The sequence below is a fragment of the Furfurilactobacillus sp. W61-4 genome (assembly GCF_057545565.1).
In genome coordinates this window covers 408,764-434,297 of the sequence record NZ_BAAJNZ010000001.1, presented here as the reverse complement: position 1 = coordinate 434,297, position 25,534 = coordinate 408,764, and the positions used below count along the sequence as shown (strand labels likewise).

Below are 25,534 nucleotides of genomic sequence, written 5' to 3'. Positions count from 1 at the left end.
TAAAGAAGGTTAGTTATTCGACTACTTCTTAATAATGTGTTGTCCTTCACAATTAGGTGATATACTAATTAAGGAATGATATTAGAACTGGAGGATACACATTATGGATATGATAAAGTTCCATGCAAAGTTGGACGATGTAACTAAAGTAAACTTTCCTGATGCTGGTCCCGTTAAAGTTGTAACTCATAAACTAGGAAACGATTTTTATCAGTTTGATATCACAACGGCAAATGAACATTTCTCTGAAGTTGAAAAGGTAAAGAATGACCATTGCATGTTGCACATTGACGAGATTCCAGTTGTAGCAGAACTCACAGATTAAAGTTAATAATATATATGCTTCAGATGTATGCCAGATTAACGGTTAGCGGTTAGTCATAAAGACTGACCGCTTTTTATATGGATAAATATAATCAAAGCTCGCAATTAGTAACTGTGACTGGTTGCAACTAATGGTGGTTCGATTCCATCACACGGTATGGCCTCTTATTGAGGCAATGATAGATCAACGACGCTGCTCCATTTAGTTGGCAGATACGTTCTGCACAGCGCCTTTATTGTTACCCGTGAAGTTTAGTTCGGAAGGAACGAAGTCACGATAAGCCAAGCATGCTGGCGGGGTAACGTGTCACTGTAGCTCAGTCGGTAGAGCATTATAACAGTAGGTAGGCAGCTCCTACCGAGAGGTCGTTAGGTTCGAATCCTAGCCGGTGACATTGTGCGCTTTAAACTTAACCAATAAGGATGCAGGAACATCCAATGCGCAGTTAACTTTAATCAAATAGCCACTTAATTGTGGCGTTACATAGTCATCAGTCCTCATTGACTGAAAAATAAAAGAAGGCTTTCCGCCTTCTTGATAGTGACTATTTGTCATTCTTCTCTTTGAGGTCATCGATTTTGTCTTTGACATCTTCCTTGGCCTCTGACAATTTTTCTTTAGCCTTACCTAGTAAGCCCTCCGCTTTACCTTGTACTTCGCGGCCCTTATCGTTTGTTGCCTTACCCTCGACTTCCTTAGCCTTACCAGCTAATTGATCCTTTTTGCTCTCAAACTTTTCCTCTTGAGTCATAAATGAATCTCCCTTCGTTGAAAATGTAGTATGTGTACCTCATTAGAATAACAAATATGTATTTAGCTTATCAAAAGATACGCTTGAAAGGAAAAAATATGAAATGGTTAGTAATAATTCTCACAGCAATGTTTGAGGATAATGAAGATGCCTAGAGTACGCAGGTGTCGTCAGCCAGGATGCCATCAGATGGTGGAACTACCAGATCACTATTGCAGTGAGCACTTTTTATTTGGGGGAATTATGAAACAGACTAATAGAAGCTTGGCGATTGGTTATAAATTAAAGTGTGCAAAGAACTCTGCCCGTAAATTGAGGAAGGCAGCGAAACGGTGGCAGAGACGCAGACAACCACGAGTACGCATTGAGTTCGATGGAATCACTCAAGTACCAAAGGTATGGATTGATGGTAAGCGAGTGGACGAATTGATGGACATTCACATTGATTGGAACACAGATGATAATAAGCGCAGGAACAAGCAAGTAGTGATTGACCACATTGTAAAGACTAATAAGAGTACGTACGTTGATTCATTCAAGCAACGGACTCCATGGTGATTGTTATGCGGAGAACTAAACGAGGTATGAACTACACGTCAACCATCACGTCCATTTGGGCAGGCGACAGAGTGTACGTCTCATTTGACCAGAACGGCAGACGAATTGAGACAACTGACTTAGCAATGATTAAGGCAAGGGAGATAAGGAACCATGACACCAAAGCATCAGTGTGCAGTGCCGAGTTGCCACGTACTCATTGACTACGATCAGCGATACTGTGACAAGCATCAAGGGTATGGCAATCGACAGTACAACAAGCATCGACAGCAAGAGCAACATGATTACTTACAGTTCTATCACAGTAAGGAATGGAAGAGAGCGCGTGAGCAGCAGCTAGTCCATCAACCACTATGTGAGGAGTGTCTAAGACATCAACACATTACACAAGCAACAACAGTTCATCACATCATTGAGACTAAGGTTGATTGGTCAAGACGACTCGACAGCAGCAACTTAGAATCAATCTGTAAGAGCTGTCACGAAAAGATTTACAAAGGCCGATGGTACGGACGTTAGGCATGCCTCAGTATTTTGTGGGCGTGAGAGGGTACCCCATCGACCATGGGGCCTATGATTAAAATTTTAGCGAACAACGTTCCCCTCTTTTCTTTGTATAAAATTCCCAAAATTAAAAATTCCGAATGAGTGCCGTTTTTATAAAAGAAGGTGATTATATGGCGGGTAGACCGCGAAAAAACAGTGAACTTGTTTCTGGACACCGAACTAGGGACGAAATGGAGTCAAAAAGCATGGCTGAAGATATGGCTGGCGATTTTACTAACTTAGCAACTGCACCGCCATTGTGGCTTGATGATGTTGCCAAAGAAGAGTACAAGCGAGTAATGCCGTCGTTAAAAAAGCTTAATATAACAGCACTAGATCGGACGGCTGTTGCGTTATATGCGAACTCGTATTCGAAGTATTTGGCAGCCGCAAAAGACGTTGACGATTATGGAATCTTTATGCATGAAAAAAGTCGAAATGGCCGCATCGTGACTAATACAACTAAGAAGAATCCGGCTATAACCATCATGACGGATATGTCTAAGGAAATTAGATCGTTTGCTGGTAGTTTAGGGATGACATTAGATAGTCGGATGAAGCTGGTGGCACCTGACAAAAAGGAAGATGAAAGTGATGATCCATTCGCTACTAAATATGGTGGCGGATCATGAACGATCCAGTAACTGAATACGCTCAAGCAATTGTCGACGGTAAAATTTTAGCCGGTCGGAAAACGGTTCAGTCCTGCCAACGGCATTTGAATGACTTAAAAAAAGTTGCGGATAAAGATTATCCGTATTTTTTTGATCCTAAAAGGGGAAATGAAGTCGTTGACTTTATCGAGCATCTTCCCAACTCAAAAGACAGCAGTAGGTTGCGACTTGTTAACTTCCAGAAATTCATTGTTGGTTCCATATTTGGGTGGCGAAATAAACAAACGGGTTACCGGCGTTTTACTAAAGCAGTTATTTCAATGTCTCGTAAACAGGGTAAATCGCTAATTGTTGCCGGCATGGCTTTGTATGAATTGCTGTATGAATCAACACCACGCTTTGATCGTCAAATATACTGCGCTGCTAACACACGGCAACAGTCGATGGTCGTTTACAAGATGATTGTAAGTTTCCTTCGTGATTTACGTGGAAAGTCTAAGTACATCAAGAAGCGGGTTAAATCGTTACGTTCTGAAATACGCGATGACGAATCAGGAAGCTTTATCCAGCCGTTGTCGTCGGACTATAACTCTTTAGACGGTCTTGATGTGTTGCTCGGAATTGTTGATGAGCAATCCAAGAGTGAGGATTACGGGATTGTTAGAACGCTTGAAACATCTCAAGGACAGCAAGCTCAACCGTTAATATTAATTATTTCAACTGTATCAGAGAAAGTTAATGCCTGGTTTCATGAGCAAGAATACGAGTATGTCACTAAGCTGCTGAATGGCGATATCGAGAACGATCAGTATTTTACTGTCTGGTACGAGCAGGATAGTGAAGAGGAAATCGAAGATGAAGATAGTTGGATTAAATCCAATCCCATTCTATATGACAAAAATGTAGGGCAATCGATTTTGAATCGAATTAGAAGTGGTTGGCAAGAAGCGCTGGATAAAGATAGCACCAACGGGGCGCTGATCTATTACTTCAACATGTGGCAGTCAGCTTCATCCGAAAGCTATATTAAAGTTCAAGACTGGAAAGCAGCGGAGATTCCTATTGAGCCGGTTCTTGATGGGAAAGACGTTTATATTGGGATGGATTTAGCCCGTGTTGGTGACCTTTCTGCCGTATCTTGGGTTGTTCCATTGGAAGATGAAAATCATTTCTACACTGATTCGCATGCATTCGTTGGAACGCGTGGCGGTATAGAAAACAAAATGAAGCGGGATAAGATTAACTATGAGGCATTGCGTGAAAAGCAGTTTGCGACCTTTTCAACTCTTGACACTGGTATTATCGATGATCGGCAAATAATAGAATTCATTGATACACTAGTAGCCAAATATAATTTCAACGTTAAGGCAATTTGTTATGACCGAGCTTCGGCTAGTATGATCGTCAATGATTTATCAGAACGATATGAAACAGTTGACGTTGCACAAGGGTATCTAACGTTGTCAGAACCAACCAAACAATTTCAAAAATATCTTCAAGATTTGCAGATATTTCATACCAAGAATCCATTGCTTGAAATTGCTGTAAACAATGCAATTCTGAAGCAAACAAATGATGCAGTGATGATTGATAAGTCTATGTATCGAAACAAGATTGACCCATTGGCAGCATTGATAGATGCGTGGACTAGAGCCATGTACCATGATTTCCAGCATCGAGACGTTGCAGATAATGATTATTACATCAATGACTTTACTTTCTGAGGTAGTCTATGAAATTTATTTTGAGGAATATCAACAATGTTCTAATGCTAAGCGGTTTAACAGCTGCCAGCATTGGAGCATTTTTATTTGGCAGCACAATTGGCTTTTTGGTCATGGGGAGCTTGTTAATTGCGGTTGCCATCTATAACGACATGACAGAAAGGAGGAGATAGCCTATGGGTTTTTTCCAGCCTGTGGCACCAGGTGGTTCTGAGCGTGAGTTCTGGGACTACGTTACTAATGGCTATGACGGAAAGCCATATGCACCAGCTGGTTATCTGCGAAACAGTGATGTATTTACGGCCGTTAAAACTGTTGCTCAAGATGTTGCTACCAACCCGCTAAAACTGATGCAAGACCAGGATAACGTCATGCCTAGTGATCTGGAGTATCTGCTGAACGTTAAGCCCAACGATCTAATGGATGCCTGGCATTTTAAATACATTATGGCTGCTAATATGCTGTTATGTGGTAACGCATACGCACGAATTGTGAAGACTAAAAACGATTTCGTAGAACTGGACTTGCTCAAGCCATCATGGGTGACTATTTATAAAAATCCGTTGAAGTATGAAATCTATGACGACGACGGCAACCACTATTGGTTACAGCCAGAAGAGATATTGCACTATATGTACGCTAGTCGTGATGGTTACGTTGGTATTTCGCCGTTATATTCACTTGGCGATGAGATTCGCATGGAGAATAACGGTAATCGAATGATGGGTGACTACCTTAATTCAGGGCAGCTGACGCGTGGTGCTTTAAAAATCAACAAATCAGATTTGAGTAACGAAGCAATGACTGCTCTGAGAAATAAATTCGTTGAAGCTAATGGGCCGACAAACAAGACTGGTGTCACGGTGATTCCATCTGAAATGGAATATCAGGATATCCAGATTGACACGTCTATTCTTAAGCTCGTCAACAGTAACAATTATTCAACGCGACAAATTGCCAAAGCATTCTCAATTCCAACATACAAATTGGGCATTGAGGGATCGCATACTAGCATTGAGCAGGCTAACCTGGACTACATTCAAAACTCGCTAGATCACTATTTCAGTGCCATTAATGCAGAGAACAACATTAAGCTGTTGCCTAGGAACAAAGCTGGCACTCAACGATTCGAGTTCGATGTTTCTCGCCTGTTACGTCTTGACACTAAGACAAACATCGAGGAATCAATCAAGATGTACCAGAACGGTGGCATCGACCATGACGAGTACCGTCGACGCTTAGGCTACAAGCCAGCAAGCGACACATCAGACTTCGTAGTCATGAGTAACTATGTTCCGTTGGATAAGATTCCAATAACAACACTGAAAGGAGGAAATGCCAATGGTACAGAAAATGGAGACACGGGTAGTGAACCTAAAGCTGGAGACCAGAAGTGATGATGGCGAGGGCGATAATGCTCGCAAGGTTTCTGGAACCGCCGTTGTTTTTGATCAAGCTAGTGAAGACCTAGGCGGATTTACAGAATTCATTGATCCACAAGCTTTTGATGGTGTTGACCTGTCACAGGTTCGCTTGTTGTATAACCATAATTTCGACAACATTTTGTCACGTGAAGACGCCGGCACCTTAGCTATTACGATTGATAATGTCGGATTAAACTTTGATGCAACGTTACCTGATACGACATTGGGTCATGATGTTCTGACAAATATTCGTAACGGAAACATCCAAGGATGCTCGTTCGGATTCACAGTTGCAAATGATGATTGGACAGATTCTGGTGATGGATACGTTCGAAAAATCACTAAAGTTGATGAATTGATTGAACTATCTCTCACGCCAATTCCGGCATACACCGAAACTGATGTGAGCGTAGCCCAACGTTCGTTGCACAAGGTTCAAGAACGAAGAGAGAAGGAGCATTTATCTCTGGAACTCGCGCTAACTAAATTAAAACTTTAAGCCGCTGATTAGCGGTTTTTCTTTTACCAAAAATTAAGGAGGAACACTTAATGTTCACGGAAAAAATCAAAGAACTGCAAAACCAAATCGACGAAAAGCGATCTGCTTATAACAAAGATTTGGACAAATCCCAAGAATTTGTTAAAGACGATAAATTTGAAGAGGCTCGGTCATTGCAAGCAAAACTAGAACCAGCAAAGAAGGAAATTGAAGAGCTTGAGAGTCGCATGGCTGATGTTAAGTCTCTCAAGGAGCAAGCTGATGCTGAAAAACGTAATAAAAAGCCTGTAACTGTTGACACTGGTGATGGTAAGAAAGAACAAGGAACTGACAAGCGGGCTTTGTTAAACCACTTCATTCATACAAAGCAAGAAGTCCGTGACGCCGCACCAGCTGACAATACCAACGGATTGAAGTCAACGGATATTGGGGTGCTAATCCCAGAGGATATTTCCTACAAGCCACAAGAAACGCCTCAAACGGTTGTCGATTTGCGGCAATTTGTTCATGTTGTGCCAGTCTCACATCAATCTGGGAACTATCCAATTCTTGGAAATCCAACAGACGTTGTTCCAACTGTTGCAGAATTGGAAAAGAACCCAGCATTGGCCAAGCCAAACTTTACACAAGTTAAGTGGGAAGTAGCTACACACCGTGGTGCGATTGCTTTGGCTCAGGAATCAATTGACGACTCAGAAGCTGATCTGACTGGAATTGTTATCGAAGATACTAACAAGAAAGTGTTAAACACCTCTAACGCTGATATTGCGTCTGTTATTAAGACCTTCGCAGCAAAATCTGCTACTTCGTTAGATGACATTAAGACAATTCTTAATGTGAGTCTTGACCCTGCATATAATCAGCAAATTGTGGCCTCTCAATCGTTCTACAACATGGTTGATCAAATGAAAGATGGACAAGGACGTTACTTGTTGACGCCTGATGTACGTGCGCAATCCGGTTACTCATTGTTAGGACGTCCAGTTTCCGTTGTGAATGATAACTTATTGGGTGCTGCTGGAGAAGCACACGCGTTTATTGGTGACCTGCAGCGTGCTGTTCTATACCTCAATCGCGCACAAGTTGCTTTACGGTGGGTTGATGACACTGTGTACGGTCAATACCTTGGGGTTGCGTTCCGTTATGGTGTCGCAAAGGCTGATGAGCATGCTGGTTTCTTTGTAACAATGACTGCCCCAGCGTCAAAATAGAGGCCCCGTCAAACGGCGGGGGTTCAGTATTTGATCCCAACGGCTCAGTAAAGCCAACAGATGCTAATACAATCGCTGACATCACAGCTTGGTTAGCGGCACACGGTATTGACACACAAGGCAAAACCTTAAAGGCTGATTTATTGGCCTTAGTGCCATCCGATTAGTTAGGAGGTACTAACTAGTGGAACTTGACGAGTTAAAGAATTATATGAAAGTTGACTACTCAGAGGATGACAATCTGATTAAGTCGCTTTATAAAGCCGCTTGCCAATATATCGTCAATGCCATTAGCGCCGAGGCCAATGTGGAGGATTTTGCAGATGATGAAATCTTTGATCGCGCAAGTGTGTTGCTGACTGCTCATTGGTTTGCTAATCGACTGGCAACTGTTCAAACGAACACGATGTCGTCCGTTTCACAATCAGAAATACCATTTGGCGTATTGCCACTGCTTAATCAGCTGAGAGGAACGTATTGGCTTAAAAAGGAGCGTGAAGCGAATGATCATACGTAACATGACTCAGCGAATCACGTTCGTTAATCCGAATGGTGGTGTCAACGAAGATGGCGAAGCAATTCGTGATCCGACTGACGAATTTACTTGTTGGGCAGAGGTTCAGACGGGAACGTTAAAAGAGTTTCGAGAAAACTCAACGGGCCTCACTGAAAGGAGAGAAACATTTGTGTTCCTGATTCGTCATCAGCAGAAGAAGGCAATCGATACTACCTGGCAAATTAGATTCAAGGACCAGTATTACGAGATTATCCAATACGATCCTGATTACTCAAATCAAGACATGGATAAAATTAAAGGGCAGCAGGTGATGTAATGGAAAGTGACATGCTCGAACGTCTGCATGCTTTAGAAGTTGGTGCCCAAAATAATGCAAGAGCAGCAGTCCGAGATGGAACGAATAAGGCTGTCGAAATATTGCAAAAGAACACGCCAGTGAGCGACGGTCATGGCGATGGTAAGTGGAAGCAAGCGCGTTCAATAAAGAGCACGGGCCATGTTCACTTGGCAGATGAAACAATGGCTGGAACGTTGAGCACATCAACCGGAAAGCTGGAACAGCAATATGGCTATGGTGAGGCCGGGTGGCGTGAACACTTTCCAAATAATGGAACAATTCACCAGCGCCCGCAGCATTTCGTTGAGAAAAGCATAGATGAAGCTCGTGAGCCTGTACTCGCAGAGTTCGTAAAGCACATGAAACTAGGTGATTAAATGAGTTTGCCCGAGGTTGTTGTTCGCAATCTGTTGAACGGGGATGCAGGACTAAATGCGTCGATCAATAAGATTCGCGGCAAGACTGTATCACCGCAACCAATTTATACGTATGAAATCCCGGAAAGCTTTCAATCGATTGGTGTAGCACCGATGATTCGCGTTACACCAATTAATGATGTGGGTGCCCTTTACGCTGATGATATTCGTCAGCTAACGGAGTATACCGTGCAGGTTGATTGCTGGGCCAAGTTTGCAGCGGATGTCGCCCAACTACAGAAAAATATCGATCAAATACTGCAAAACAATGGCTGGGAAGCATACTACTCAGACCGGTACAGAGACCCCGATCTGGCCGGTTTGATTATGAACGTAAGAGAATACATTTATGTAGGCAATCAGCTTGAGTAGTTGGTTGCTTTTATTTTGAAAAAAATAGGAGGTACCCAAAAATGGGTAAAGCAAAACTAGGTGTTGAGGGATTCCAATACTCCGTATTAGGAGCCGATGATTTTATCACAGGTGATGGGCCAGTTAAGTTGCCAGGGCTTTCGTCTGTAAAATTAGATATTACTAACGATGTGGATACGTTCTACGCCGATGACGGTCCATACGTAGTTATTCCAAGTGGCATTACGGCGCTGTCAGAAGAAGTTCAATTGATGGATATTCCAACCTCGGCTCGTGTTGCTATTTTAGGAGTCAAGGCAAACAATGGTATTCAGGTATACCAAAAGGGAATTAATCCACCGTATGTTGCAACAATGTTTAAAACACCGATGGATGACAACAACTCTGCCTACTTCGCAACTTTGAAGGGCAAATTTAACCTTCCAAACTTCGAAGGAACAACGAAAGACGATAAGAACGCGGTCAACCAAGACACGATCACTGGTAAATTTTCATCACGTGGCGATGATGACGTGATGATGTTAATCGGCCGTGAAGATGATCCTAACTTTGACTTAGCAGCATTTACAGCAGCAGTCTTTCCTAAGACAGCTGCTGACTTGGCCATTCTTCATTCAATTGTTACGGGGACAGTCGTTCAGCCCTAAAAATAGAGGTACCATCTGAATCTGCTGGATCAGCTTCCACAGATAGTAAAAATATTAAAGCTGAATAGGGCTTTGCCCTATACATAGGCTGTCGATTGGCAGCCAATTAAAAACAAGGAGATTGCTATGACTTACAAATTGAGCTTACAAATTGATGGAAAAACAAAGGAATTTGTACGTAATGAGGGTCCAACGCTTCGTGACACTGGCAACGCGATGATTTTACAGAAGCGTCAAATTGACCGTCTCGTTAAAAATGCGGGTGGAAAAGAAGCAAGTGAAAAGGACGTTTGGGACAACATTAATGACACTGCCGATATGATGAGCAAGTTCTTTCATGGACAATTTTCCAAAGAAGATTTCATTGATGGATTACCAACTAACATGTTTGTTGGAGACGATATCGAGGACAGCTTAATCAGCAATATTATGGATGACTGCTTAGGCAATCCAGAACATAAGCATAGTGACGAGGAAGAAGACCCAAAAAAGTCAAACGTCAAGTAGACGAGGCTTATAATAATCTACTTGATTTCTACAAATCGCTTATGCAGGGAGACACGCCGTACCGCATGGAAGATGTGGATGCGATGACACTTGATGATGTCGATCGTATGAATGAAATATTTAAGTCAGAGGACGAGAAAGAGACCACGATCGATAAGGCCTTTCCGTTCCTTTTTTAGTTCACAGGAAAGGAGGATAAAAAATGGCAGGTGGTTTAGGACATATTGCTGGGACGGTCAGCTTGGACATCAACCCGTTTGAGCAATCGTCACGCGTGCTGGAACGTCAGATTAAGTCTAATCAGCAAGCAATTAGGGCACTAGAGACTAGTACCAAGGGCGCTGGCAATAGCATTAATGGCATGCGAGCAGTTTACGCAAGCTATAACTCACAGTTGCAGGCTAACCAAGCTAAGCTGTCACAGAGCCGTACTAAGTACGAAGAGCTCAAGACCAGCATCGGCGATGTTAATAAAGCAACCGATGAGCAGAAGATTAAACTGGCAAACGCTGCCTCAGCAGTTAATAAAGACACAGCCGCTCTTGAGCAGACAAGAGTCAAGATGAACGCGTTGTCGAAAGAGATCGCTGTTCAGAGTAGCCACTGGACACAATCTGGTCAAAAGATGGTCGCGTTCGGTAATCAAGCCAAAGCAATGGGGTCTGTATTAACCAGTGTTGGGACAGCTGCAACATTTGGCATGACAGCACCAATCGTTGCTGGACTTGGTATGGCCGCCAAGAAGGCAGTCGAGTTTCAGAACACGATGAACACTACCAAGAACTTGTTAATAACTGGTGGTGAATCTGCTAAAGCAGCCATTTCAGGTGTCAAAACAATGACGGCGGATGCTACTAAGTATTCGGATCATTACGGGAAGTCAACGCAATCAATTGCTGAAGGTTATCAGAACTTAGTTAAGCGAGGTTATACCTCTAAGCAAGCAATTGGGGCCATGAGAACTGAACTTGAGGGTTCAGTAGCATCAGGTGATGACTTCAATGATGTTGTTAGCGTTGCTTCGCAAACGCTTGAAGCATTTGGTATGAAGAGTAACACGACGGCTGGCATGACTCGGAATACGAAGAAAGCTGTCAATGAATTAGCGTATGCAGCCGATTTAACTTCGACTGACTTCCAGAGTCTAGGGGTCGGTATGTCCTACGTTGGAGCAACTGCGCACCAAGCGGGTTTTAGTCTATCTGAAACGTCTGCTGCTATGGGGCTACTGTCTAACAACGGCTTGGAGGCAGACAAAGCTGGTACAGGGTTACGTAAGGTTATTAATAGTCTAGTTAGCCCGAGTCAATCCGGTGCTGATTCACTTGGTAAGTTAGGATTAAAGACTTCTGATTTCGTTTCAAAATCAGGCAAGATGAAGTCGATGACGGACATCTTCGGTCTGTTAAATGCCCACATGAAGGGTATGAGTGATTCAGCTAAGATGGATATCTTCCATGCTCTGTTCGGTACTACAGGGCAACAAGCCGGTGCCATTCTGGCTAACAATGCCGATCAACTTGGAAAGCTGAATGACAAAGTTAAAGCCTCAGTCTCACAAAACTATGTCGGTAACTTAGCTGAGAAGAACCTTCAATCAGCTAAGAACCAAATTGAAATCTTCAAACAGTCAGTCATCAATCTAGGTATGACGATGGCTAACACTTTGCTACCTGCAATCACTCCGATTATTCATGCGGCAAATAACATGCTGCAATCATTCGAGAGTATGAGCGCTGGAAGCAAGCGAACCGCTGCTGCATTATTACTAACTGCTGCGGCTGTTGGACCAGTGCTTATTGCGTTCGGAAAGCTGTCTACTGGGATAGGCGCTGCATCTGATGCCATCGGTAGGTTTAACAAATGGGTTGGTAGCAAGGCTAAATTTGTTGAGATTGGTGAAGGAGCAGCAGAGGCTGGCGGAAAGGTCAGCAAGCTAGGTACTGCTGCAAATGAAGCAGGTGGTGCGGTTGAGAAGTCTGCCGGTGGATTTACTTTATTCGGTAAGTCCCTGACTACGGCCGAAGCAGGTGCTGGCGTATTAGGTACGTCACTAACGCCACTTGCAGTTGGAATCGGTGCTGTGACTGTTGCTGCTGTTGCTGGGGCTGCAATCTGGGAATTATGGGGCAAAAAGGCGTATGAATCAGCCCGTTCAACATCTCGATGGGGTAGTGATGTCGGTGTAGCAGCTGATAACTCATTGGAAAAGATGCAGGGCTTCGTTAATAACTCGCAGGTTAGTCTGGATCAGTTGAAGACTACCGGCAGTGGATCAGCAAGCTCACTAAAAAAAGACTTCAGTGATGCGTTCTCACAGATGCAATCTGACTCTAAGCGCACATTGAAAGACATGCGCTCAGATATGAAAAACTTACCTGATGACGCAAAGGCTGAAGCCGAAAAAACTTATAACGACAAAAAGGCTAATAACGCCAAACTGCTGAAAGAAGATCAACAATACACCAACAATGTCGACAAGATTCTATCTAATGCTAGTAAGGGGCATCGAAAGCTCACTGCTGACGAGGCAACCTATGTAAAAAATGCCCAACAGAAATTGGCTGATGACGAAGTATCAATCCTAAATGTTTCTTCTTCAAAACGTCGTGCAATTGAAAAAGCTCTTTCTGGTGATGTTAATACCATCAAAAAGGGTGATCAAAAGGCTGCACTTGAAGGTGTGCAGTCGTTAATGGGAGCTGAGCAAAAATCATATGAGCAGACCAAAAAGTCGCTTGATTCAAGTCATAAGGCCGGATTAATCTCAAGCGCCACTTATTACGATGATCTAAACAAGCTTAATAAGGATCACAATGCCAAGACCAAGCAATACTTGACCGCTGAAGCTCAGCTATGGAAGCAACAAGGTATGAGCATTGATAAAATTAACCAGGCATTATCTAGTTATGGCGTAACCTACCAATCTTTGATGAAGAAGAATGCAGCCGCAGCACAAAAGGCATCAAAATCGCAGTCAACATTAGTTGATACTACGCAAAAGATGTCCAAGTATGGCAAGAATGCTGCCAAGGATTGGAACAATCTCATCTTCGATCCGAAGACAGGAAAGGTATCTACTAATGCGCGTGAAAAGGTAATTGAGGCTGGCAAGGACTTCAATACCTGGAACAAAATGGAATGGCTGTTGAAGCATGCCAATTTGAACACTAACGCCAAGAATATGATTGGCGACGCGGCTCTTGCTAATGGTCAATGGGACACCATGACATGGAAGGAACGAAACGCTGTCATCGTGTCGAAGGGTGGTCAAGAGTTAACCAAGATGCTTGAGAACGCTCGTAAATTCAAAGGCCTAACTCTTGAGCAAAAGGAAGCCATCATCAACGCTAAGAAAGATGACTTGCTTGGAGCATTACGTGATGCCGGCGTCTGGAATACGTTGACACTTAAGCAGCAAGAAGCTGTGATGAAGGACTCTGCTAGTCCTGTTATGAAAGACGTCAACATGTCTGTTCAGCGATGGAACACACTATCACCAGCCGTTCAGAACGTTGTAGCTCATGCAAAAGGTAAAGGTGACGTTGACGCAGCGGCTTTATCAATCGAAACTTGGAACTCAATCCCGACTGACATTAAACAGGCGATGATCTATTCCAAAGGCGGAGAAGACCTTGAAGCCAACCTTACTAAGTTGGACCAGTGGGATGGTCTATCCGTTGATGTTAAACAAGCCATTGTTAACAGCAAAGGTGGCCCCGAGCTTGTAACAGCACTTGGCAAATTAGACGAGTGGAAGAATCTGACTCCTGATCAGAAGAATCTTGTTGTTAACGACAATGCATCTGCTTGGGCCAAAGCTGCTGGGATGTCTGTTAAAGATTGGAATAAATTACCTCAATCTATTAAAAACTTAGTTGCCAATGACTATGCGACTGGTAAAGCCGATGCTGCTAGTTTTGCACTAAATGGATGGAACCAGTTAACTCCAAAAATGCAACAATTAGTTGCCAATGATTTAGCGACTGGCAACACGAAGCAAGCCATGTGGATCCTTAATCAATATGGACAGGTTGACCCTGGTGCTAAGAACTTACTTGCTAAAGATAACGTTAGCGGACCAACAAACAACGCAAACTGGTCACTAAGTAATTTTGGAAATAATAATCCTGGTCCGAAATTTCCAACTGCATACGATTTAACATCTGGACCAACCAATAACGCAACTCAGTCATTAAAAAACTTTGATTGGACTAATCCTGGTCCAAAATTTCCAACAGCTTATGATCATACTTCCGGTGACACTGGCAGGGCTACACACTCGTTGAACGTATTTGATGGAACTAACCCAGGCAAAAAATACCCGACCGCCATAGACCATGCATCACATGACGCTGATCGAGCGACTGGATCAGTTAAAAACTTTGCTCGTCAGAGAGATCACACTGTTACCTTGACGACCATCATCAATGAGGTTCATAACTTCTTCGCTCATCATGAAAACAAGGCAACTGGTACCGATTACTTCGGTGGTGGTCCTGTCATGGTTAACGATCAGGTTGGGCCTCGTTACAAGGAAGCAATTCAGTTTCCTGGTGAAGAGCCATTTATCCCTCAGGGGCGTAACGTGATGCTTAATGCTCCTCTTGGTACGAAGATTTGGAACGCGACACAAACATCAAAAATGTTTGGCGATTTAGCATATATGGCGACTGGTAATATGTCTAATGCGAAAGCAATCAAGACGTTCAACAATTTAGCACCAGAGATGACATCGGTAAGCGTGCAAAGCACTGACGGATTCGATTCAGGTTCAAACAACGAGTTAGCCAATTTAATCAGTGATTTACGTACTGATATGAATGAAATGCTGCAAAAGATCTATGAAAAAAGTAGTGATGTAATTATGGATAGTCGAAAAGTTGGTGAGCAAGTTGCACCAACTGTTGATAAGGCCATTGATAGGCTTGAAGCATATAAAGGGCGTACTGTTGGGAGGCGATTATAATTATTAAAATGACCTATAATGGCGTTGATACGTCGGACTTGTTTATGATAAGTTCCGTTGATCGCGATTTACTTCCTGAATTAGAAAATAGCACGGTCCAGGTAGGTGACTCAGACGGATATTACTGGAAACATCAGCGAATTAAGGACAAAAAAATAACTGTCACATTAGCATATGTGGCAGATGACTATAACATCAGCCGTAATCGCCGAAAGATTGCGGCTGTTTTATATACCAAGAAGCCTGTAAAAGTCATCTTTAGTGATGAACCGGACGTCTATTATATGGCTGTTCTAGATGGAACTTCTGACTTGAAAAAGTCATTTAGAACAGGAACCGGGACCTTGAATTTTATTGTTCCAGATGGGGTAGCACATGCTGTTGATGAGAAGCGTTTTCCGTTAGACTCAGCTAATCATCAAGACGTTGTCATCTCGTTTAAGGACAAAGTCCGCGGTGATGACTCAGGTAAGGGGATTTGGTCAGCGTGGGGGCCGCAAATCGACATGGAACTGCCAGCTGACTTCTGGTACGAGTTACCACAATCAGACTACCAAGCCATCAGTCAAGACGATGGCAACAGCTCGCTTCAAGTCCGCAATACGCCTAACTGGCAGACGGGGGTAATCGAGCGATATAACCTGTTTAAGGCGTTGGACGTACAACTCAACGGCTTATGGGGAAAGCTTGGTATTACTGACAACGCTTCGAAGTGGGATTGGTGTGTTAATAACATCGACCGTTGGAATGTTCGGGCTAAGGTTTCGGGCCACTCAAAAAACGCTAATAAGGTGACCGGCCATCTATATAGTCGTACTGGGACATGGGATGGTGGCACCAACAACACTGCGAGTGAGCCTCAATACATGGAGTATGGGACTAACCAAAATGTTCCATTACGAACGTACCTGCAGGACAATGGTGACCTGATTTTCATGCAGTACGCTGAGGCTGCCGGTTATGATAGCAGTAACTACACACAGCATAAATGGGCGAATACGAAGCCTGACCAGTTTCGACCGATTGCAAATAGCCCTAAAAATAACTTGCTTAAGAGTTCTGCAACATGGGGTGGCTGGTACATTGATGATACAGGAGCTAATAGCGTTAAAGACAGCAACTGGACACAATCAGGGTCAAACGATGGAAGCTATGCATTTGTTGAAGATGGCTTTGTTGTCATTCACCAAAACAACACAAACACTTTAATCGCCTATTTAAACGGGCTTCGTGGTGTACCGCTGTATTATGACGAGCGCTTTCCTGGTCAACCCTGGCATACCATACAAGCAATCGAGGGTAAAACTGCTGGACGAGCTGGTTACTTTGATTTCCCGATGAATCCCGGTTACGAATATCGAGCACCGCGGCAGTTTGATCCTAATGATTTAGGCGTAAGTATTTTAGACCCACAACATACCGGTGAAACTGTTTCTGCTACTAATGTTACTAAACCTATCAATGCTGGTAGCTATAATTACTGGGACAATGTTTATAAAACATCTGATTTGCCTGGTAAAAAAGTTTATCTGTCGGTGGACTTAGTCGCTAAAAATGTTCGAGCTATTAACGGTGAACGAAATCGAATCGGTGTGGAAAACATCGTGCACTACACAAATGGAGATGTTTACCAGGGAGCGTGGATTGACGTTAGTGGTTATTCTGGTCAAGACATCCAAACAACATTGGTAGCATCGGATTTAAGATTTGATAGTACGCAGATCAATTCTCTTAATCCATTTACCTGCTGGTGCCAAGCCGCCGCAGATAGTGTTGAGTTTTCAAATCCGCGATTTGTTGTTCTCGACGAGGCACTTACTGTTGGTGGGACAGATAGCAACGCCTGGGCTCCGAATTTAGATGACTTAGATTGGAACCTGCTTCAATCCGATGCCCGAACTCACATGCAAAGCTGGAGTAATCACGGCAGTTATGGTTATCAAACTGTCAACTCGGAGACGGTCAGTGGTATTGATTTAAATTATCGTGAGGCGTTCGAATATATTAGTGACCTCGGCAACGCAGCGCAACCCGGGGAGGTCTGGCACGCTAGTTTTCTAGCTCGTGTAACGAGCGGCTCGGCTAAGGCTTGTATTAGAACTTGGGACACGTCTTCGACGTGGAAAGAAATCTGGCGTAGCCCAGAACAACAATTGAGTAATCAGTGGACGTTGGTGACCTGGACACTTGGCCCAAGTAAAAACGTCAACATTGACTTCTTGACTGAAGCTACTAGTAATACAACTCACGTTGAGATTACCCGTCCAGCCATCTTTTCGGGAACGATTAACCAGGCGACGGGTATGCCGTGGAACTATCATCTTTTTGACCACATCAGTAACCCAACCAAAGCGGTTGATTCACCATTAGTACCTTATTCAATTGGTGATTTTAATTCAGACACAGGTGTGATAAATATCAAAAATGAAGGTGACGGTGATTATCTAGTCGTCAATGTTCCGATCAGTCAGCACGCCCTGTGGTTGTATGGAAATCAGACTCATTTTGTCTTGGATATGGATGTTCGACAATATGGAACTGGAAACGACCCGAAAGGTAAACGAGTGCGCTTATTTATGCGTGACGCCGACAACGGAAACTTCGAAATGGTGACCGCTGAATATCCGTTTACCGGTGATGATAGTCATTTTCGAATCGACTTTGAATTGCCTAAAGCTTTGAACCACTACACAAATATTTCGATGGATTTACTTGGTACAAAGAACACTAGAGACCAAGGACAATATAGTGGTGTGATTGTACCGTATTCGGAAAATTGGTCAGATATATATACGAGCACCTTTGAAAACGGCGTTAATCAAACTGGATCAGCTGATGGGCAGTATCTTCCATGGCAGGGTACTTACACGGGGCCAACCGCAACGAATGCCTACCAGTTCGATTGGCAATCCCGTAACGTTGGCGAATTTGCTGGCGATACGCAGGTTGAAGCCGGAGATGACGGCACAAACTGGGTACGGATTGACTACGCTGATCTGCAGCTTGGTGTTGATGTCCCCGTCACAAGTACCATATCGATTGAAAATAATGGGACCGAGCCGACCCCCATCAATCTGCACGTGAGTCTGCCGGGGGACAACGGGTATGTGGCTGCTTCTACCGCAAGCGAGAAGGTGCTGTTAGGTAATGTTTCGCAACCAGATATGATTGCGACTCAAGTTTCTAAAACGGTGCACAAGGCTGACTTTAACAGCACGAGTTGGTACTCGATTAATGATCCTAAAGCGCTATTTAAGGATGACCGTTTCGGTAGCAATTTGAGCTCTGGCACAATGGGCGGCGGCTGGGCAGCCGCCGGTAATATCCAATCACGTTACCGTCTGGATGTTAACAATACGGGCGCCTATAGCGATGGTATCCACGGAGCAGACGCTTACATGCCGTGGAGTGAGTCGGCTAGCAATTGGTCAGTTAGAGCCTATGTTCAATACCAGGGCGGCGGTGTCGGCAGTAATGCGACCGGTGCCTCAATGTTAAACATCCAGTCGGATAGCGAGTTGATCGCTTCTTTGCAGTTGTGGTATTGGTACCAAACAAACGCGACGATCCGATTGCGTATCGGCAATCAGGTATTTGAAGAAAATACGCAGTTGCCGGAATTTAATGACTATATCGGTGAGATGTGGCTGAAGCGTCATGGCAATCACTTTGAGTTTAGTATGACAAACAACGAGCTTGGCGGCGCTTCACGGACGTGGTCTTACGATATTAACGAAACTAACACGATGTTTGAGTCTGATTTATCTAACCCCAATCATGAGGCTCACGCTTCAAATTGGTATTGGGGCAAGTGGGGCAATAGTGCATTTGTTGGTGGCTGGCTGCTGGATCATCAAGCCTGGAAAGACAACGTGACCCAGATCAGTGACATTCCTAACACCTTTAAGCAAGGAGACGTCGTAGAAGTTAATTCGGAAGACCACAAAGTCACACCGTATTTAAATGGCGCAGTTAACTTCATGTTAGGCGATGTCGGCAATCAGTCTTTGATGGCTCCTGTTGGTACCTCGTATCTACGCGTGCAGTGGTCTAATTGGGCGAAACGTCCGGAAGTTTATGCCACAATTCGTGAGCAATTTGTTTAAGGGGTGAGAGTTAGATGATTATGTACATCTCAAATAGAAGTGGGGGTATCATCGCAGAATACTCCCATTTCTATAATGACAAGCATCATCGTGAGTTAACAGCTGGTGCCTCAACGTTTGAGTTTGATGTTGACAATAGCCTAGAAGATACAAGCGCATTAGTAACTGGCAATGGGATTATTTTGCGAGATAACGCTAATCGTGACTGGTACTTTGTCATTCTGACAGTTGACCGAGACCAAGATCGTTGTCATGTGTATGCTGAGGATTCCAGCATTGAATTACTTAATCGAATGATGGATGAGTTGCCAAACACTGGTGCTCATCCTTTTTCGTACTACGTCAATCAAATTATCGGTAAAACACCGTGGCGATTAAATGTCGATCAAACGCAGGGCAAATCGCGCGCGTTGACTTACACGGGTCAAGACACAGGACTAGGACGATTGCTCTCTATCGCTAAGGGATTCGATAACGTTGAGCTGTCGTTTCACGTACGTTTGGCTGGCATGCAGATTGCTGATTACTACATTGATGCGGTAACTCGTATTGGTTCTGATCGGTCAACGGACATTCAAATTGACTACCAAAACGAGTTAAACAACATCACTCGGACAGAAAGCCGTGCTAAATTCGTCACATCAATGCGCGGAATTGGTTCAGTTATCCAACATGAGGGCGCAGAGCAGCAACAGCCTGAGCAGCATATTGACTTTAGTTCAATTGAGTATGACGACGGTCAGTTTCGGTCACCAAAAGGTGACCCGTGGATTTATGCCGACGCGGCTAACCGTGCTTTCAATGAGCAGTACAGCTACATTGAGGGTCTTTATTCTTTTGACACGGATAGTCCGCAGGAGCTGTTCAACCGGACACTGAGCCAATTGAAAATCTACAGTGAGCCAAGTGTCACTTACGAGGCCGATGTAAAGAAGATTGATCCAACACTTGATCTTGGTGATACGGTGCGAATCATCGACCACGCCTTCCCGAATCTCTATTTGTCGGCACGAGTGAGTCAATTAGATAAGTCCTACACGGACCCATCAACCAATGCTGTTGTCTTCAGCAATTACGAGGTTCTTACTAGTAATCTGGATGAGCGAATTGCTTACGCAGTTGGACAATTACCACAACAAAAAAACTTTCTCTGGCTGGCATATGCTGATGATGACCAGGGGAACGGTTTTTCGCACACGCCCGCAAATAAGGCCTACATCGCGTTCAAATATAATAATCCGACTAATGTCCCATCTGACGATCCAGACGACTACAAAGGATTGTGGACAAAAATTCTAGGCCCAGAGGGCGCTAAAGGGGCAGACGGCAAGAGCGGTGTGACGTACTACTTTCATACCGCGTGGGCGGACACGGTTTCCGGTGGTGGATTAACTACGGACAAAACTGCCGCGGCAATCAAGAACTATCTTGGGACGTATACCGACACTAATATCGACCCGTCGACAGATCCAGCGTTATATACCTGGGTCTATATCCGTGGTCCGCAGGGTGAAACACCAGACATGAAAGATGTCAACCGAATTTTTAAACAGCATGAACAACCGGTTGGAACCGATAGCGACCCGATTAAAACAGGTGACATGTGGTGGAAAATCAGCAATGGCACTGACGGTGAGGGAATTGCAGTTGGAGAAGTTATTGCAATGTATGTATATAACGAGAGTCTAGACAATAAGTGGCAATCAATGCCAATTAATCAAAAAACTTTGAACATACAGTCCCTAAATGCGGTAACCGTCAATGGTTCAACTATCAATGGATCTGAATTTACAATTAATTTCAGAAAAGAAAATCCACAATTCAATTCTGTAGATCAGGGAACTATGCGTTTGGCGGATGGCGTATACAGCATTAAATCAGATACTTCGACAGACAACGGTAAGACCTTTCCCAACCATCAGATAACTGAATTAACCACGGACCATTTCATGTCTCGTGCATTGATGGATGGTACTGCCGGTAATACGCCCGAAAATCCTGCTACGTCGATAAATATTGCTTCTACTGGAATTGACGGTTCGCTGTTACCTGCTCCAATGCAAGACGAGAATACTCGACAACTATTTCAGCTGTCTGGGACGGGACTACTTTTGCAGGATCTGTGGGAATCAATTCTGTTGAATCAGCGCTATCTGCATTACACGCAGAAACCTGAGTATGGTGGTCACGCAATTAAGATTGACCTGCTTGACTTGGCGACTCACGGTGCAATTGTTGACGCAGGTTATACTGCTAACGCGAGTGTTCATATCGTTAGGCGTCCGCGAATTCATATCGTGCCAAACCTATCAGCGTCTGGCCGGGGATTCTGTGTCATGATGTACGCTTATTCGACTGACCAGGACCAACCGGCGAATGTTGATTGGGTGCCTTTCACCGGAATCAATGGTGACTTTCCAGGTCCCCGAGACGATTACAATACGGGCATGATTCAAGCTGGTGGTAATGCGCTTGAAGCGGCGTTCTTTAACGGAGAATTACATGAGCGAACCGCTAGTTGGCAAAGTCTCGGCAAGAATCTAGTCCGATATGGACAATTGATGTGGGGGTATTAATATGAAGCGCTGGTTCAAGATGAACGCTGACAATGAATTTGTCATGTTCGGCAGTTATGAAGAACGGCCTGAAGACACTGAGCTTGAGAAGTGGACGGACGTCCCAATTAATGGCGATAGCGATATGCAGGGATTTATGGATGGCTCAAAAGCTATCTTTGATGAAGAAACGCAAACGTGGCATCCCTACAAGAAACCTGTTGAGCCTAGTCCAGAGATGCAAGCAATCAATCAAATTGGGCTGCAGGTCGCTAAGTTAATGGCAGGAGGTAAATCCAATGGTTAGTTTTGTAAAAATGATGGCAGAGGCGGGGTGTGACATTACTGAATACGTCAAGATTGGTACGATCACAGAGGCGCAATACGAAGACTTTACCGGTAAAGAATATGCAGGAGGTGAGACTTAATGCAAAAGCCCTCAGCGGCACGTCTTTATCGTCATTTCAAAAAGAATCAGTTCTGGTTTTGGACAGCACAAGAGATTTACGCGATTGGGATTTTCTTTATTATCCGCGTCAATTTCTTCGATCTACAACCACCGCAAGGAACGCTGCTAGGGATGCTTGATGATCCCGGCAGTATTTTTTTACTCGCGATTGCGGGCACTCTAGTGATGACCTACTCGATTTGGGATTACCATTGGTTTTATGCACGCAGCATCGTCATCATGATTAGTTTCTTTGTATTCGCATTATTTTTCGGTGCCTTTGCCTTACATGACTACCAAACCGGTTCGCTAACGTTAGAAACGTTCTTTGCGGCTGCGGTTATCTGCAGAATCACTAGCTACGCATTTACAGGAGATGATTAATGATGCACGACGCTGTTGCAGTGGCTTTAATCTCTGCGATTGCCTCAGTTATCGTCGGCAATGTGCCCATCGCTTTGGCACTCATTAATCGGCCAAAACACAACAGCGCTGAAGATGAAAAAGACGCAGAACTAAAACGACTGCGCGATGAAAATACGCGCTTGAAAAGCTTAGAAAAAGGGCGGCTTCCTAGTAGCAATAAAAAGCCGAACCCGAAAGACGGAGGTAATAACTAATGATCACAAAACTGAATCTGAACGATATTGTCGCTTGGCTAATCGCCAGCGGCTTTTTATTTGCAGCCTATTTTAAGGTGCTGTCACCAGCTGCACATCAGTGGATTGCTACCCAGAAAGCTAGCAAGGCACGTCAAGTTGAAGAATTGCTAATCAATCTTGCAGACACAGCAGTGCAGGCAATGAGTACGTTTTACGACACGCAAGGTGCCGTTAAGAAGAAAGCTGCTGTTGATAAGGTCAATAAGGCCCTAGCCGACAAAGGCATCAGCATTGATGACAGCCGTATTAATGACGCTGTCGAGCGTGCTGTTCAGCAGTTCTATACGACAGACGCCCCCGCAGTTAAGAAGCAGGCCGAAATCAACGCAAGCGATGTTAAGCAAGATGGCGGCCCTGTTGCACCTGCCAACTTGCAGACACCATCTGGTCAACCAGCAACAGTAGCACAAGCAACTCAGCCGAAAGCTTAGGAGGTACCTTGATGGATAAATATAAGGTTATCCAGTGGTTCCGTGATCGCATCGGGGCATTGACTTACTCGATGTACGGATCACGCAATGGTAACGATGGCACTGCTGACTGTTCTGGGTCAATGACACAAGCTATGTTCGAGGCCGGTGGGTCACAACCCGCTTACCTGTATTCCACTGAAACGTTACACGACTACCTGACTGCTAATGGCTATCAATTAATCGTTGAGAACGATCAGAACGGATTTAATGCTCAGGCTGGAGACATTGTTATCTGGGGTCAACGTGGTGCATCAGCAGGTGCCGGTGGTCACGTTGTTGTGATGACGAACGAAGACGACTGTATTAGTACCTGTTACTATACGGGCGGTGAATATGGCACAGCAGTACAGGAGCTGAATTACAATTACTTCGTTAGTCTTGACGGATATCCGTACTACTATGTATACCGTCTGACCGACAACACATCTCAACAACAAACGACTGATAATCCACAAGAGCTGACGACGATTCAGAAGTTTCAGCAAGCCGGCAATGCGGTTACATTTAACAAGACTGCTTTCGAGATTAACTACATTGATTGGCAATACGGCATGTGGCAGTTTATCTCAACCGAATTATCAGCCGGAGGAGCAGACTGGCTGCTTAATGGGATTCCATTAGCGCTAGTGACACTGACTGATAACTCTAATCAGAGTGACGCTCAAGTCGGCAATCATTGCACTTTTGATGCTGCCGAGTACGACATCATCGCATATGATGTGCCAACTAATAGCATTTGTGTTGACGCCAAAGGGTTAGGCAACTTCTGGGTTAATGCCGATGTTGCTTGGAATGCCTGAAATAGTGACTTCTATGAATTGATTAAGCGTCTGCCAAATTTTAAACGGAAGCACCATATCATACGGCCTGAACCTTTGATATTATTTAGGAGGTTTAGATTATGAAATGATAGGTGCTTTTAGTGAACAAGAATAATAAGAGGCGTCATTCTACTAACAAAAAGAATGTACCAAGGGTTGATAATGCCAATATTATAAGACAATTTGCTGAAGAGTTGGCTGGGATTTTATTTTGTATCCAAATTTGGGGAATGAGATTTCAAACTGAGCTTTGGTTAGCAAGTACGGTGTATTTTATCAATGCGGTTGTACTATTTTCATATTCGGATAGAAATGCATATGAAAATGTCACAATTTATAGGAAATGGTTGCTCCGAGTAATTTTGATTGTGGTAGGTACTCTAGTTATTGGCTCCAGTATCCATAGAACCTTGCTGATAATTGTCATTGAAAAGGCAATTTTAATGATTTGCTCAGTGTCGTTTATTCTACTGTCGGCGCTTTTAAATGGGAAATCAACATCATCATTGGAACGCTTTCTTGATAAAAGAATGTGGTCTCATACAGATATAAAGGAAAAGGGGCGGTGATAAATGAAAATGATTGGATTAATCCTTATGTTGTTTCTGGCTATCCATTATTTTTATATGTGCTATATGGATGTGACGCGACTAACGATGGCCGTATCAAAGGCTCCTATTGGTGTTACGCTATTGCTTCCTTGGTACGCGCTACAATTCATAAACACTAATACTGATGCAAATTTAAAAATTCGTCTTACTGTTTGGGTACTAGCACAGCCTATTGTAATGCGAATACTGGCAAATGTTTTATTAATGTCTAAGGCAAAAGAATCTGGAATAATTGGTATTAAGTTTGAGAAGGATAAAAAAGCTTTTACTTACTCCGAGATTAAGAAGGCCTCTAAGACAAAGGTAGACGGTCTCGATTTTAAGACCATGTTTGCCTGAACAACTATGTAAAATAACAATTTGAACGCAGATACGATTACTTCTTGATGCTGAAAGCCCACTTCCATTTGGAGGTGGGCTTTTTTGTTCGGCTAATGGATA

The 25,534-nt window shown here is 43.7% G+C and carries 26 protein-coding genes and 1 tRNA gene; 26 read left to right on the top strand and 1 reads right to left on the bottom strand.

Annotated features, from left to right (window positions below):
• The first annotated feature begins 103 nt into the window (after window positions 1–103).
• The gene (locus AC27FN_RS02065; protein WP_487166366.1) at window positions 104–325 is read left to right on the top strand and encodes a hypothetical protein; all 222 of its coding nucleotides are present in this window, start codon (window positions 104–106) and stop codon (window positions 323–325) included.
• Window positions 326–630: 305 nt separating this feature from the next.
• Window positions 631–719 (top strand) — tRNA-OTHER (locus AC27FN_RS02060).
• 150 nt (window positions 720–869) lie between these two features.
• Here AC27FN_RS02060 and AC27FN_RS02055 read toward each other — a convergent pair.
• Window positions 870–1,076, bottom strand: a complete 207-nt coding sequence (locus AC27FN_RS02055; protein WP_487166365.1) for a CsbD family protein — start codon at window positions 1,074–1,076, stop codon at window positions 870–872.
• Window positions 1,077–1,787: 711 nt separating this feature from the next.
• Here AC27FN_RS02055 and AC27FN_RS02050 point away from each other — a divergent pair.
• The 24 genes from AC27FN_RS02050 to AC27FN_RS01935 all read left to right on the top strand — a co-directional run bounded on the left by AC27FN_RS02050 (window position 1,788) and on the right by AC27FN_RS01935 (window position 25,432).
• Window positions 1,788–2,153: an HNH endonuclease signature motif containing protein gene (locus AC27FN_RS02050; protein WP_487166364.1), complete on the top strand. Its 366-nt coding sequence runs from the start codon at window positions 1,788–1,790 to the stop codon at window positions 2,151–2,153.
• Between the two features lie 233 nt (window positions 2,154–2,386).
• Window positions 2,387–2,812, top strand: coding sequence for a phage terminase small subunit P27 family (locus AC27FN_RS02045; RefSeq protein ID WP_487166363.1), 426 nt, complete (start codon window positions 2,387–2,389; stop codon window positions 2,810–2,812).
• A complete protein-coding gene (locus AC27FN_RS02040; protein WP_487166362.1) occupies window positions 2,809–4,518 on the top strand; it encodes a terminase large subunit in 1,710 nt (569 codons plus the stop codon). Before AC27FN_RS02045 ends, AC27FN_RS02040 begins: the two co-directional genes overlap by 4 nt.
• Before the next feature lie 8 nt (window positions 4,519–4,526).
• Window positions 4,527–4,691 carry a hypothetical protein gene (locus AC27FN_RS02035; RefSeq protein WP_487166361.1) on the top strand — a complete coding sequence of 55 codons (165 nt, stop codon included), beginning with the start codon at window positions 4,527–4,529 and terminating at the stop codon, window positions 4,689–4,691.
• Window positions 4,692–4,694: 3 nt separating this feature from the next.
• Window positions 4,695–5,915, top strand: coding sequence for a phage portal protein (locus tag AC27FN_RS02030; RefSeq protein ID WP_487166360.1), 1,221 nt, complete (start codon window positions 4,695–4,697; stop codon window positions 5,913–5,915).
• The gene (locus AC27FN_RS02025; protein WP_487166359.1) at window positions 5,860–6,441 is read left to right on the top strand and encodes an HK97 family phage prohead protease; all 582 of its coding nucleotides are present in this window, start codon (window positions 5,860–5,862) and stop codon (window positions 6,439–6,441) included. The genes AC27FN_RS02030 and AC27FN_RS02025 overlap by 56 nt, the downstream gene beginning before the upstream one ends.
• A 50-nt stretch (window positions 6,442–6,491) precedes the next feature.
• Window positions 6,492–7,652, top strand: a complete 1,161-nt coding sequence (locus AC27FN_RS02020; RefSeq protein WP_487166358.1) for a phage major capsid protein — start codon at window positions 6,492–6,494, stop codon at window positions 7,650–7,652.
• Window positions 7,653–7,836: 184 nt separating this feature from the next.
• Complete coding sequence (locus AC27FN_RS02015) at window positions 7,837–8,169, top strand: head-tail connector protein (protein ID WP_487166357.1); 333 nt, start codon at window positions 7,837–7,839, stop codon at window positions 8,167–8,169.
• On the top strand, window positions 8,156–8,485 hold the full coding sequence (locus AC27FN_RS02010; protein WP_487166356.1) for a phage head closure protein: 330 nt from the start codon (window positions 8,156–8,158) through the stop codon (window positions 8,483–8,485). The genes AC27FN_RS02015 and AC27FN_RS02010 overlap by 14 nt, the downstream gene beginning before the upstream one ends.
• Complete coding sequence (locus tag AC27FN_RS02005) at window positions 8,485–8,883, top strand: HK97-gp10 family putative phage morphogenesis protein (protein ID WP_487166355.1); 399 nt, start codon at window positions 8,485–8,487, stop codon at window positions 8,881–8,883. Before AC27FN_RS02010 ends, AC27FN_RS02005 begins: the two co-directional genes overlap by 1 nt.
• Entirely contained in the window at window positions 8,884–9,294 is a 411-nt protein-coding gene (locus tag AC27FN_RS02000; RefSeq protein ID WP_487166354.1) for a hypothetical protein, read from the top strand.
• 41 nt (window positions 9,295–9,335) lie between these two features.
• Window positions 9,336–9,941, top strand: coding sequence for a major tail protein (locus AC27FN_RS01995; protein WP_487166353.1), 606 nt, complete (start codon window positions 9,336–9,338; stop codon window positions 9,939–9,941).
• Window positions 9,942–10,067: 126 nt separating this feature from the next.
• On the top strand, window positions 10,068–10,448 hold the full coding sequence (gene gpG / locus AC27FN_RS01990; RefSeq protein ID WP_487166352.1) for a phage tail assembly chaperone G: 381 nt from the start codon (window positions 10,068–10,070) through the stop codon (window positions 10,446–10,448).
• 202 nt (window positions 10,449–10,650) lie between these two features.
• A complete protein-coding gene (locus AC27FN_RS01985; protein WP_487166351.1) occupies window positions 10,651–15,417 on the top strand; it encodes a phage tail tape measure protein in 4,767 nt (1,588 codons plus the stop codon).
• A gap of 8 nt (window positions 15,418–15,425) precedes the next feature.
• Complete coding sequence (locus tag AC27FN_RS01980) at window positions 15,426–19,523, top strand: distal tail protein Dit (RefSeq protein ID WP_487166350.1); 4,098 nt, start codon at window positions 15,426–15,428, stop codon at window positions 19,521–19,523.
• 14 nt (window positions 19,524–19,537) lie between these two features.
• Window positions 19,538–22,099 carry a phage tail spike protein gene (locus tag AC27FN_RS01975; protein ID WP_487166349.1) on the top strand — a complete coding sequence of 854 codons (2,562 nt, stop codon included), beginning with the start codon at window positions 19,538–19,540 and terminating at the stop codon, window positions 22,097–22,099.
• Window position 22,100: 1 nt separating this feature from the next.
• The gene (locus tag AC27FN_RS01970) at window positions 22,101–22,385 is read left to right on the top strand and encodes a hypothetical protein (protein WP_487166348.1); all 285 of its coding nucleotides are present in this window, start codon (window positions 22,101–22,103) and stop codon (window positions 22,383–22,385) included.
• Window positions 22,378–22,506, top strand: coding sequence for an XkdX family protein (locus tag AC27FN_RS01965; protein ID WP_487166347.1), 129 nt, complete (start codon window positions 22,378–22,380; stop codon window positions 22,504–22,506). The genes AC27FN_RS01970 and AC27FN_RS01965 overlap by 8 nt, the downstream gene beginning before the upstream one ends.
• Window positions 22,506–22,910 (top strand): hypothetical protein, encoded by a 405-nt coding sequence (locus AC27FN_RS01960; protein WP_487166346.1) that lies wholly within the window; start codon window positions 22,506–22,508, stop codon window positions 22,908–22,910. Before AC27FN_RS01965 ends, AC27FN_RS01960 begins: the two co-directional genes overlap by 1 nt.
• Complete coding sequence (locus AC27FN_RS01955) at window positions 22,910–23,146, top strand: hypothetical protein (RefSeq protein WP_487166345.1); 237 nt, start codon at window positions 22,910–22,912, stop codon at window positions 23,144–23,146. The genes AC27FN_RS01960 and AC27FN_RS01955 overlap by 1 nt, the downstream gene beginning before the upstream one ends.
• Window positions 23,146–23,619 carry a phage holin, LLH family gene (locus AC27FN_RS01950; RefSeq protein ID WP_487166344.1) on the top strand — a complete coding sequence of 158 codons (474 nt, stop codon included), beginning with the start codon at window positions 23,146–23,148 and terminating at the stop codon, window positions 23,617–23,619. Before AC27FN_RS01955 ends, AC27FN_RS01950 begins: the two co-directional genes overlap by 1 nt.
• An 11-nt stretch (window positions 23,620–23,630) precedes the next feature.
• A complete protein-coding gene (locus AC27FN_RS01945) occupies window positions 23,631–24,461 on the top strand; it encodes a peptidoglycan amidohydrolase family protein (RefSeq protein ID WP_487166343.1) in 831 nt (276 codons plus the stop codon).
• Window positions 24,462–24,583: 122 nt separating this feature from the next.
• Complete coding sequence (locus AC27FN_RS01940; RefSeq protein ID WP_487166342.1) at window positions 24,584–25,051, top strand: hypothetical protein; 468 nt, start codon at window positions 24,584–24,586, stop codon at window positions 25,049–25,051.
• Between the two features lie 3 nt (window positions 25,052–25,054).
• Window positions 25,055–25,432, top strand: coding sequence for a hypothetical protein (locus AC27FN_RS01935; protein WP_487166341.1), 378 nt, complete (start codon window positions 25,055–25,057; stop codon window positions 25,430–25,432).
• Window positions 25,433–25,534 lie beyond the last annotated feature (102 nt).